Below are 12498 nucleotides of genomic sequence, written 5' to 3'. Positions count from 1 at the left end.
TGTTTACGTTCCAACCTCTCTTATTCTCTTTTGGCTGCTTTAGAGCTTTATGTTAAACAATCTAAGTCATAGCTTTCTAACCCAAAACTCATAGCTTTTTGCCTTGTAACTCATTGTTCTTCATCTTTTTCCGTCTTCTATTAAGACCTCCCGTTGTCATCAATGATGCCTAGGCTCGGTCTTCATAGATGCCCTCTCATCCCCCTCATTATCCGCATCAGGAGTTAACAGGTTAACAGTTAACACCCCAAAAATGCATACTCCCCCTCCCACACATATATAAAAATAAGTATATATATATTTAATATAATAAGGTACGCAAGGGGGAGGTAGGAAAAAACAGCTGTTAACTGTTAACCCTGTTAACCCCTGCAGCTCCCAGATGCTCTTTTAGGAAATTTAAACAAGAATGCTTGGTGGGTTCATCGAAAAGCCGTACTTTTGTACCCGACTATAACAACATCAAACAAAATACAACATAAAAACAATAATAACAACATAAAATGAAAAAACTGAAATTCCATATAGTAGGTCTTACCCACAACGACGTGAAAGGTCGTGAGGTAGAATACGCCAGGGAGGCAGAGGGCAGAACCATCTGCCTCGTGCCCGATGACGCCAACCCCTTTGATATGCTGGCTGTAAAGGCTTACGACAAGCAGCTTTTCATCGGCTATGTCTCAGCCCTGGAGGGCGAGGACGTAAGAGCCCTCATCATTGCCCGGAAGGGCAGAAACCTGCGCACCCGATGCCTGGGAAGCAACAGCAAGGAGGGGGCAGATGAGAAGTCGGGGCTCCAGCTGATAGTGGAGGCGCGCGTGGACGTCTCTGAGCAGGAGATAGAGCTGGCACGCAGGGAAATCTATGATGACAGAATCTATGACGGCTGGCACTATTCCGGACCCATTTTGCCCATCGACAAGCTGACCCGTTTCAGCGATTGCACCATGATGCTGGAAGGCGTCATCAACGACATCATCAGCATCCAGGAGCAACTCTCACGGGATTCAGATTCCTCTCGTGATTCAGATTCTTCTCATGATTCAGATTCTTCTCGTGATTCAGATTCCGCTGAAGCCGATAAGAACCCTCTTGATGCCGATTCCCGGTCGGCGCTGGAGGCAGAGCTGCGCGACAACCTGGAAGAGGCTAGGGAGCGGCTCAGCAGCTTCATGGAAATACAGCGAAGCGATTATTCGCGCGAGATGACGCAGACGAGAAACCGCATTCTCAACAACCTCGACCTCATAGACGATGAGGAAATCCATCGCATGGGCGAGCAACTGTATACGGAGATGGGATTCATTACCAGTTCCGCTTATCGTGAACGGGCAGCCCAGTCGTTCTTCGTAGATGCGCCTATCGCCCTCAAGCAGAAGCAGACGGGTGCCTACGACTATAAAAACCAGCTGGACGCCATAGAAAAGCAGCTCTATGCCTTCCCATATTCGCTCTATCCCACGTTCAAGGCCGACCCGGTAGATTTCCTCCGTCAGGTATTCTATAAGCGTGTGCCTCGCAAGATGATGCTCCAGCTGCTTTCGGGCATCGTGTTGATGATTATGAACGGCAGGGTGAGCGATGTGAAGCAGTGGGGCAAGCACGGCAACGAGGAGGCGCTGCTGGCGATGAAGTTGGTGGGGAAGAGGCTTTCGGGCTCCGAGCGCAAGAAGAAACTCTGGGTGCTGGTGGATGAAGCTATCCTTAAAATGGCGTCTTGGCATAAGCCTAGTACGGGTAATCTTCTGATAAAAAACCAATCCGACTGGTATCCGGTATTCCGTATGCTGAATGATTGGGGGATTTATAATTCTGACAGTCAGACAGCCTTCTGCGATTATCTGGAAAAGCAATATGAGGAATTGGATAAAGGGAGCGATGAGTTGGCTCCTTGCTGCAAAAGGAAGGATCTTACGCAAGCTGCAGCGCCTATGTTTGAAAGACATGATGCGCTGGAGTGGGGGCGTCTTCATCCGAAGAAATGGAATGTAAGGTCCGACAAGTTCAACCATTATTGCGACATCGTTGATGCCTTCAAGAAACTCATGCAAGAACAAGCCCTGCTGGAACATCTGATCCTGGAGGATCTTCTGCCGAGCAAAAAAGACGAGGAAGATGATGATGATTTTGAAGAGGAAGAGTATTAAGAGGAGGATGAAGATTGATAGATGTAGATTGATTGATGAAGACCGTCAGGCGTTCCGGCGGATTTGCAATCCGCCGTTAAAAAATGTCCTAACCTATTTAGGATCTGCGGATTTGCAATCCGCAGCAAGGAGTATGCCCGCAGCAAGGAGTATGCTTTTTCTTTTGTTGGGGGATTAAAAATCCCCCGTTTTAATAGGTCGAACCTTTTTTAACGGCGGATTGCAAATCCGCCGGGACGCCTGACGGAGTTGCGTTCTTGATAAATTAAGAAGAGGTGTGTTATGACTCTTTCCCCTCAACTATTATACCCCTTTTATACCGCTTTTCTGCCCTTTTATACCATTTCGCCTTGCTTTTATACCTTTACAATCTTATTTTCCCGGACGTTTGGAAACGCTTCTTTTATTCCTTATTTTTGCACTGCTTTTCCGAACGGTTGAGCGGCGGGAGCCTATCTCTCGTCTTGTTTTTAATTTAAATTTTTGTTATCATGTCAAATTTTAGTAAGATCTCTTTTGAGGAGTGTAAGCAGATGAGCAGCCGTCTCATCGCCATGAACCCTAACCGCAATGCGAACATGGGTAAGATTTCCTCTTATCTTCTCGATTACTACACCGAGCTTACCAAGCAGCCTTGGCTCAGCACCCTCGTAGGTCAGATTCGCGACCTCACCGCCAAGCAGAACCAGATGCTGCAGCAGGCGGCTGATGCGGTAGATGCATCTCTGTATGCTAACGAGGATGACCTTGCCTTCGCCATCATCAAGAAGCAGGAGGAGGTGAAGGCAGGCGAGACCTTCAAGCAGCTCGACAAGCAGATTTCCGTCCTCAAGAAGCAGCTGCCATTCCGCTCTCCTCACTACTTCCACTTCCTCGATGACCATCGTGCCCAGAAAACCATCGACCCGGAGACCTTCACCTTCCAAACCACCGTTGACATCGACAACCCGGAGGAGGTGGAGACGGCGGTGAAGAATGCCCTGCTGCTGAACGGAATGTTTGATGACCCGCAGGAGAAGCTCTTCAGAGAGAAGATTTTCTCTGCCGATGACATCGAGCTTTGGAAGGGAAAAGTGCTTCACGTGGAACGTTCGGCCCGCAACAAGGCGCACATCGACATCCGTATCCCTGTCGGAATGACCATCGCTGAGGCTCAGAGCGCCTTCTGCAAGCTCATCCATGCCACCGAAGACCCTAGCTGCGTTACCCCCGAGCGCATCATCTTCATCACCGATGCCGTGAGCCAGATCTATACTGCCGACGACTGGTACAAGCGACTGGATGAGGAAGCCGTGGCAGAATATCGTGAGGCTTACAGAAAGAGAGGACTGGATATTGACGGTCGTCCGCTGGATGTAGATTCTGCCCAGGTAAGAGCATCCCAGAATCCATATTCATCTCAGAAGTCATCTTCTCAGAATTCCTCTTCTCAGAGCTCTTCTTCCTTCGCTCCAACCGTAGATTTCCAGCCTGTCGAGAGCGAGGAGGAGAAGGCGAGAAGGACTGCCAATGCTGCGCAGTATGAGCAGACATACGATGGCGTTCCTTACGAGGAGATTGTGAAGGCGCTGGTGGATCTGATGGGCGGTGCTCCTGCCCATGGCAACCGCAACAACTTCATCTATCGTGAAGCCTGCCTGCTCAGATACATCTGCAATAGCGAGGCGGCTTGGATTAAGCAGGTAATCGAAATCTTCGGCGAAGATGAGGTGAAGGCGTTCGCCTCTGTAGAGAGCGCCTGCAAGGTAGCTCAATCCTCGGAAATGCCCCAGCTCGTGAAGCAGGCAGTGGACCTCGCCCGCAAGAACTATCTCGCCAAGCAGGCCACCGAGAAGGCGGGAATCTACGCTGATGTTCCCCCTCAGATGCCTGCCCGATTGCCTAAGCTCATCAAGCTGCTCACCAGCAAGGTGCCAGCCGATTTCAAGCCGGCTGTGGCGATGGCGGTCTTTCCTCCGCTTGCCGCTCATCTCAAGGGCGTAACCTTCCGTTACATCGACAATCAGGTGCACGAGGCAGCGATGATGAACCTGCTCGTAGCTCCTATGTCGTCTGGTAAATCGGCGGTAAATGGTCCTATCGACTGTATCATCGACGACCTGGTGCAGATGGATAAGGTGAACCGTCAGAAGGAGCAGGACTGGAAGGACGAGGTGAACACCATGGGCGACAACAAGAAGAAGCCCGTTCGCCCGGAAGACATCTGCATCCGCATCGTTTCGCCCGACCTTACCCGTGCTGCCTACATCCAGCGTCTCGACGACGTGCAGAAGGCTGGCGGCGCCTATCTCTACTGCAAGATGGACGAGGTGGACATGCTCAGGAAGTTCAACGACCCTAGCCAGCTGATCCGTCTCTGCTGGGACAACTCAGAAGACGGTCAGGAGCGTGTGGGCACCAAGAGCGTAACCGCCCGCGTAAAGACCCGCTTCAACTGGAATGCTTCCAGCACCATCGCCGTTACCCAGAAGTTCTTCTCGGTTCGTGAAGTAGCTGATGGAGCCGTGAGCCGATTGTCGCTTGCCACTATCTTCCTTCCCGAGTTCGCTCCTTGTCCGGTTGTGGGGAATTATGATGCGCAGTTCAAGTCGCAGCTGGCTCCTTACATCCATCAGCTGAATGCCACCAGCGGTTTCAAGGAGTGCAGGAAGGCTCGCCAGCTTATCGAGCGCCTGGGCAGTGAGCTTATGGAACTGGCTCAGTTGGCTTACAACAAGCCTTACGCCGAGTTTGCCAAGCGCAGTTTGGCGAATGGTTTCCGCAGAGCGATGGTGCTTTATCTGGCGAATGGCGAGAAGTGGGAGAAGGCGATAGAGGATTTCATCGTATGGAGCGTGAAGTATGATTTGTGGTGCAAGATGCGTTTCTTCGGCAATCAGATGCAGGAGGCGATAGATGCAGACACCCGTTCTATCTATCATGCATCCGGTGTGAGCAATCTTCTGCTCTTCGTTCATGATACTTTTGATAAGGCTGAGATTCAGGAAGTCTGCATGGTTCATGGCACCAAGACGAAGCTTGCCGTCCTCCTGTGCACCTGGAAGAAGCGTGGCTTCATCGTGAAGAACGATGATGATACCTTCTCCAAGACGGCTAAGTTCATCGCCAAGTATGGTCATTATGGAACGCCTGGAATGGCAGCGTAAGGCTAGTAAAGCGGGCGTGGCGAAAGTCCCACGCTCCCGCTTTTGTCAGCACGCCCTGAAAAAGCAGAAGCCAATGCCCATACGCCCTGAAAAAAGCAGAAGCCAATGCCCATACGCCCTGAAAGGGCAGAAGCTCCTAGCCCAAGGCATCGCCCTGGGTTTTAGAACAAATACAAAATGTCGCCCTGAAAGGGCAAAAGCTTTAAAATACCGCCTTTTTGTAACATCTCTGTAAAGGTTCTTGACCTTCATCAAGAAATCGGGGCTTTTTGAAACTTTTCTCCTAAAAAGTTTGTGTGCGAACACAGAAAGTTGTATCTTTGCATCGGAATTAAGAAAGAAGGATAAAAGATTAGTAATTTCAGGATACGAAAGGTATTGATAATAAGGGATTAAGATTGAAAAGTCAGGATACGGAAAAGGTTAATGATTGATTTCAGGATAAGAGAGGTATTAGAAATAAGGTAAAGATTGAAAATAGGGTAACATTGAAAGATTGTTAAGAAAAGGATAATATTGAATTTAAAGTAAAGAAAGGGAAAAATTATGTTAGTATTAGGTATTGTTTTCGCAGCAGTAGTAGCATTTGCTGCAACAGTAGGCGCAGCTAGCAACAAGCTTGCTTAAGCTGCCAGTGAAGTAAGGAACTTTAAAAGTTCAGAAACAGTAATTGAAGCAAAGTAGGAAGCCAATATGGGCTTCCGAGATGTAGAAGGGGAGCCAATGGGGCTTTCCGGAATGAGGGAGCAGATGATGCTCCTTTTTTTGTTTAACATTAAAACATCAGACATACATTATATATAAAAGGAAATCGGGTTGGTTAACAGGTTAACAGTTAACAGCCCGATTTCTTTGTTTCTACCTCTATTCGAGGATGTTTTCTAACTGTATGGTTGAAACGGGCAGAAAGCCCAAAAACTCCTAGCCCAGGGCGTGTGGGGATTTGCCTTCTGCTTTTATGGCGTGTGGGGCATTGCCTTCAGCCTTTCCAAAAACTACTTGAAAATCAGGGTGGTGAGTCTGTCTTTATCAAATAGTTCCTGAGCCACGGCTTGTATCTGAGCGGCGGTAATCTCATCCACCTGCTCGTAGAGGCGGTCAACGTTCTTCTCCCAGCCATAATGCAGGAAGCTCTTGCCGAAGTCGAGGGCGAAATTCTCGCGGTTGTCGCAAGCCACGCCTATCTGGCCCTTAATCTGTTTCTTGGCAGCCTTGAGCTGCGCATCGCTCAATGGCTTCTGCATGAACTTATCCAGTTCCTTGCGAACCAGGCGGAGGCAGCGCTTCACGTCGTGCTCATCGCATCCGAAATAGATGCTCCAGGTGCCCGTATCGCCATAAGCCACCATCGTGCTTTCTACGGTGTAAACCAAGCCGTTGTGCTCTCTGAGGGCGAGGTTCAGCTTGGCGTTCATGCCCGGTCCGCCCAGCATATTATTAAGCAGATAGAGCGGCATTCGTCGGTCGTCGTTCACATCGTAAGCCTGGGTTCCTATCATCACATGAGCCTGATGCGTATTCTTCTGCATCACAATCGTCTTCCCGGCAATCTCTTTTCCCATAGATGGATAATTTTTAGGTCCCACAGATGGATAATTTTCAGGTTCCACAGAATCATCATCTGCGAGCGCCCTCCCGATAAGCTTCACCAGTTTCTTGAAATCAATATCCCCATAAGCGAAGAATATCGCATTGTCCGGCCGGTAAAGTTTCCTTGTGAAACGTAGCGCATCCTCCGTCTTGAAAGCCCGAACCTGCTCGGCAGTGCCCAGAATATTGTGCCCCAGCGGCGAACCCTTGAAGAGGATATTCTCAAACTCATCATATATCAGTTCGGCAGGCGAATCATTATAGCTCTCTATCTCATCGCAGATTACCTCCACCTCCTTATCTATTTCCGCCTGCGGATAAACCGAGTGGAAGACGATGTCGGAAAGCAGGTCCACGGCCCTTGCGATGTGCTCCTTCAGGATGGCGGAGTAATACACCGTGCCCTCCTTGTTGGTGTAGGCATTCAGGTCGCCGCCCACACTCTCCAGACAGTTGAGAATGTGCCACGCCTTGCGGCGTTCGGTGCCCTTGAAGGTGACGTGCTCGCAGAAGTGCGCCAAGCCCTCCTCGCCCGGCTCCTCGTTGCGGGTACCGGCGTTTATCTGATAGCCGCAGTACACCACCTGGCTATCTGATGGCAGGTGGATGATGCGGAGTCCGTTGTCTAATGTATAAGTATTGTATTTCATTTCAAGGTGCAAAGTTACATTGAAAATGTAATTTATCCAAAATATTGGGCATTTATTTTGCATTATCGCCAAAAAGAATTATCTTTGTCCCCAAAAAATATAAATAGAGACATAAAACAATGCGTAAGGTTATAGGAATAGGAGAGACCGTGCTTGATATCATCTTCAAGAACGGCAAGCCGATAGAGGCAGTACCGGGTGGCTCATCGTTCAATGCAGTCATCTCGTTGGGACGTGCGGGCGTGAACGCTTCGTTTATCAGCGAGGCGGGCAACGACCGTATCGGTGAGTATGTGATTCAGTTTCTGAGAGATAATGGGGTGAATGCCGACAATGTGAGCATCTTTCCGGAATCGAAGTCGCCGCTCTCGCTGGCGTTCCTCGACGAGAACAACAATGCCGACTACATCTTCTACAAGGATCATCCCCACGACCAGCTGGAGTTTGCTACTCCCGAAATCAATCCTGGTGACATCGTGCTCTTCGGTTCGTTCTTCGCCCTGAATCCGGTGGTTCGTCCTCAGGTGGCCGGTTTCCTGGAGTACGCCAAGAATCACGGAGCCATCCTCTATTACGACATCAACTTCCGTGCTTCTCATCAGAATGAGATTATGAAGATTACGCCTAATCTGATAGAGAACCTGGAGTATGCTGATTTTGTGCGTGGCAGCCATGAGGACTTCGGAATCCTCTACAAGAAACCGGAGGCGGATAAGGTGTATAATGCCGAAATCAGTTTCTACTGCAAGAAGTTTATCTGCACCCAGGGCGCTGAGCCTGTAGAGGTGAGAGCCGAGAACGGCTTTGCCAAGAGTTATCCTTCGGAGAAGATGAAGCCGGTGAGCACCATCGGAGCCGGCGATAACTTCAATGCCGGTTTCGTATTCGGACTGATCAAGGATGGAATCACCCGCGAGGACATCGACCGCGGATTGACAGAGGCGCAATGGGATAGCCTCCTGAAGAGCGCCCAGGAGTTCTCCACCGAATGCTGCAAGGACATCTACAATTATGTTTCCAAGGAATTCGGAGAAGAAAAGAAGAAGGAATTATAAAAATATAAGGATATGACAGAAATTACAAACAAGATTTATTACGTAGGCGTTAACGACCGCAACAAGCATCGTTTCGAGGGCCTCTGGCCTTTGCCTAACGGAGTGAGCTACAACTCTTATATCATTGACGATGAGAAGGTAGCGCTGGTAGATACTGTAGAGGTAGATTTCTTCACCCAGTTCCTCGAGAACATTCACGAGGTGATTGGCGACCGCGAAATCGATTACCTCATCATCAACCACATGGAACCTGACCATAGCGGCTCCATCGCCCTCATCAAGAAATATTACCCTAACATCAAGATCGTGGGCAACAAGAAGACCCTGGGAATGCTCGAAGGCTTCTATGGCGTTACCGATGACGTGGTAGAGGTGAAGAATGGCGAAACCCTTTCTCTGGGCAACCACGAGCTGAGCTTCGTTCTTATCCCTATGGTTCACTGGCCAGAAACCATGGTTACCCTGGATGCGAAGAACAAGGTGCTCTTCTCGGGCGATGCCTTCGGCTGCTTCGGCGCGCTGAACGGCGGCATCATCGATACGGAAATCAACTGCGAGACTTTCTGGCTGGAGATGGTTCGCTACTACTCAAACATTGTGGGTAAGTATGGAATCCCTGTTCAGAATGCGTTGAAGAAGTTGGCTGGCGTGGAGCTGGATTACATCTGCTCAACCCATGGTCCGGTTTGGCACGAGCATATTGAGAAGGTTATCGGCATGTATGATAAGATGTCGAAGTACGAGACGGAGCCGGGCTTGGTTATCTGCTATGGCACCATGTACGGCAACACCGAGCGTATGGCAGAAATCATCGCCCGTGCAGCAAGCAAGGCAGGCGTGAAGAATATCGTGATGTATAATATCTCGAAGACTCACCACAGCTACATCCTGCGTGACATCTTCCGCTACAAGGGCCTCATCGTGGGTGCTCCAACCTACAATGCCGGTCTTTATCACGAGATGGAGGTTCTCCTCTCCGAGCTTGCCAATAAGGACGTCAAGAACCACCTTCTTGGCTGGTACGGTTCTCATTGCTGGGCAAGCAAGGCTGTGGCTAAGATTCAGGAGTGGAACGAAACCAAGCTCCACTACGAGCCAGTGGGCGAGCCGGTAGATATGAAGCAGGCGATTACTCCAGAGGTAAAGGCGCAGTGCGAGGCGCTGGGTAAAGCGATGGCAGAGAAGCTGTTGGCGGAATAAAAGTTTAAGGGCGGAAGAACAACTGGGGGTTAACAGAGTTAACAGTTAACAGTTGTTTTCCGCTCTTTCTTTGTTTTCGAACATCTGTTTTCTTTCTTGTGTGCCCCCACATCTATCTTTTTTGTTTTTCTCTCTAAAAAAGTTTCCGGAAAAGGAGTGGCATTTCAAATATTTTATATACCTTTGCACACAGATACCCATTCTGCTCACGCCGAGTGCCGACACTTTGCTATGAGTCATGGCGATGGTTGAGGCGTGGTTTGGGGCTCTAATAACAATTGAGTTTACTTGAGGTATTCTTAATTTAAAAAGAAAACTTTGTGAATAGCAAGCAAGGTAATAGTAGATACACTTATTGAGTATTTCAATAGGGGTAGATGGGTGTGGTAATTTTAAGACAATAGTTTGCAATGGAAATTTTAGAGTTTAGTGATGTACTTTCTTCTGTTATGATTGAAGAAATAAAAAGAGCAATTTTTTGTCGTCAGATTGCTTTTGGTAAGTTTATTAATGGATATTCTTGTATATATCTGCATGTTAATCAAGAACAATTAAACGACAGTGAAGACGAGTTTACTGCTTCCTATATAATAAATAAAAAAGGTTCTTTTTTAAATGTCAATATAGTTTCTGATTCAGAAAAAAAAACAGTTGATAGTGTAGTTCGTAACGATTTGTGTGGATTAGGACCAATAGATATAAAAAGAATAGTTACATATTCTTCAGAAAATGACTTCGTAGATTTAGATGCTTTTTTCGAAAATAGAAATGAATTTAAATTTGATTATACAGATTATATAATCTTGTCGCATTTAACTGATAAATGTGAGAGAGTTGGTTCTTTATTTCAAATTGATGAGAGTTTCCAATTGAAAGAGATATATTCTGGAAATCTTAATGGGATTACAAATTATGCCTTCAAGAATAGGTATCTATTCTTAAAAAGTGAGTTTGAAGATAATATTAATCCTAATGATTGTTATGATGAGTATTTTCTTGATGATATGGATTATAATCGCATAGAGCTCAAAGAAGAGGTTCAAAAAACAATATACGCCACAAAATATGGAATATTTGATTTAAATGCCAAAACGCATTTAATATATGCAGATGGTCATACTTCTTTTACAAATTCTGCAAATGGTTTCCCTAACGTTCGAATATGTAATGATGAAATTTCTTTTTGTAATAAATTGATTTCTTCTGAGTTTACTTATGAATGTGGACAAAAAAAAGGATACACCAAGAAAGTTTGGAGTCCTTTTACAATACTGGATAAAAGAAACTATAAGGTAGAGATTTTTGACCCATTTTCTTCATTCAGTAAAAATATATTCTATACAGATAATTATTATTCTTTCTGTAGATATAAAGAAAGTAAACTGTTTGGAAAAGATTATTATAATGAAAATAAAACTATAGCATTTGAATTGTATTTTGCAAAACCAACACCTTGTGTTGTTGTTGATTTGCGTGAGTACACATTAGAAGCAGAGACTGGTAGAGACTTCTTTGGGCGTGTTATACATGCTGTACCTGGTATCTTTTATACTATTTCACAGGGAAAGTATACGGGTATGAATATCTTGTGGATGTTAGGAAAATATCCGGAAAAAATAATAGAATTAATAGATTCTGGATATTTGTATCTTTTACATTTTGAACGCTTTTCAAATGAATTTTATATAGAAGAAGATTATAAAATGAAAATTCAAAGAGCATTAAGTCTTGCGATTAGTTATAGTGTTATAGAAAATATGACAGATCATTTGAAGCCTTTATTTGCGTTTAGTAATTATTATGAGCCAGAGTTTCTTGAATACGATAATAGTAATAAAACGTTTGAGAATATGGTTCTATTTAAGAGCTCTTTTATTATTGAATTGTTACAAAATCATTCTTTGTACATAGAGTCTCAAGTTATTGAACAGATGAAACAAAAATATAATGGTAAGAAAAGGATTATGACAATATTGGCAAAAATCGAAAAAGAAAATGTTTCGTCTGAGGGTTTTATAAATAGAGAATTAGAACGTCTAGAAGAACAAGATGAAAACTGGCGGCAAGAAAGTCTGTACGAGGAAGAAAACGATTTTTATGAGAATGATACAACATGGTATGAAGGTGATTCTGATGCACAGTGGAATATAGATTAAATACCCCCTAGTTCGGACAAATTGCTTTTGTTAAAAGTAGTTTTTGTAGTTCAAATAAGGACATAGAGTCTCTGCTGCCACCACGGTAAGGATGGTTGCTTAGACGTAGATGGTTTATACGATAAATGCGTTGTATTAGTAAAGCCTCAGCATCTTCGTATCTTCGACAACGTATCCTGTAAGAATTTTAGGTTCGTTGTCGAAGATACTGTATGTTTTCTATGCAGAAATCAGATATAATGAATAATTGTAACAGACCAATGGCATGAGTATATAATCTATACCATATCATTCTGTAGTTAGGTGATGTGTCTTTTGCGCTTATACTATTCTCACCCTAATCTGAATCTTAGTAAATCCTGCATAAAAAATGTTAAACTCGTCAATTGTACAAAAAAAATTGTAACTTTGTCCCGAACTTAGAAATATTGATGCCTTATCAAAAAGATTAGTCTGATAAAATATGTCGGACTATAGATGAATCTAAGATCCGCAGATGAATATTTTTAATAAATTAAAAATTAAAATTATGATAGAAAAAATTCTTCTAGCAT

Annotated in this window: 6 protein-coding genes; 5 read left to right on the top strand and 1 reads right to left on the bottom strand. The window is 45.5% G+C overall.

Annotated features, from left to right (window positions below; genetic code table 11):
- The first annotated feature begins 503 nt into the window (after positions 1-503).
- Positions 504-2147 (top strand): hypothetical protein, encoded by a 1644-nt coding sequence (locus CFT61_RS15810; RefSeq protein ID WP_089545360.1) that lies wholly within the window; start codon positions 504-506, stop codon positions 2145-2147.
- Positions 2148-2638: 491 nt separating this feature from the next.
- Positions 2639-5293 (top strand): hypothetical protein, encoded by a 2655-nt coding sequence (locus CFT61_RS15805; RefSeq protein ID WP_089545359.1) that lies wholly within the window; start codon positions 2639-2641, stop codon positions 5291-5293.
- A gap of 995 nt (positions 5294-6288) precedes the next feature.
- On the opposite strand, the gene CFT61_RS15800 is transcribed toward CFT61_RS15805, so the two are convergent.
- A complete protein-coding gene (locus tag CFT61_RS15800) occupies positions 6289-7533 on the bottom strand; it encodes a M16 family metallopeptidase (protein WP_089545358.1) in 1245 nt (414 codons plus the stop codon).
- Between the two features lie 119 nt (positions 7534-7652).
- On the opposite strand from CFT61_RS15800, the gene CFT61_RS15795 reads away from it, so the two are divergent.
- The 3 genes from CFT61_RS15795 to CFT61_RS15785 all read left to right on the top strand — a co-directional run bounded on the left by CFT61_RS15795 (position 7653) and on the right by CFT61_RS15785 (position 11944).
- The gene (locus CFT61_RS15795; RefSeq protein ID WP_089545357.1) at positions 7653-8588 is read left to right on the top strand and encodes a carbohydrate kinase family protein; all 936 of its coding nucleotides are present in this window, start codon (positions 7653-7655) and stop codon (positions 8586-8588) included.
- Between the two features lie 12 nt (positions 8589-8600).
- Positions 8601-9788: an FprA family A-type flavoprotein gene (locus CFT61_RS15790; RefSeq protein ID WP_040553662.1), complete on the top strand. Its 1188-nt coding sequence runs from the start codon at positions 8601-8603 to the stop codon at positions 9786-9788.
- 410 nt (positions 9789-10198) lie between these two features.
- Complete coding sequence (locus CFT61_RS15785) at positions 10199-11944, top strand: hypothetical protein (protein WP_089545356.1); 1746 nt, start codon at positions 10199-10201, stop codon at positions 11942-11944.
- Positions 11945-12498: the final 554 nt, after the last annotated feature.

It is taken from the genome of Segatella copri (genome assembly GCF_002224675.1).
Taxonomy (GTDB): Bacteria; Bacteroidota; Bacteroidia; order Bacteroidales; family Bacteroidaceae; genus Prevotella; species Prevotella copri_U.
This window is presented reverse-complemented; position numbering and strand designations above follow the sequence as displayed.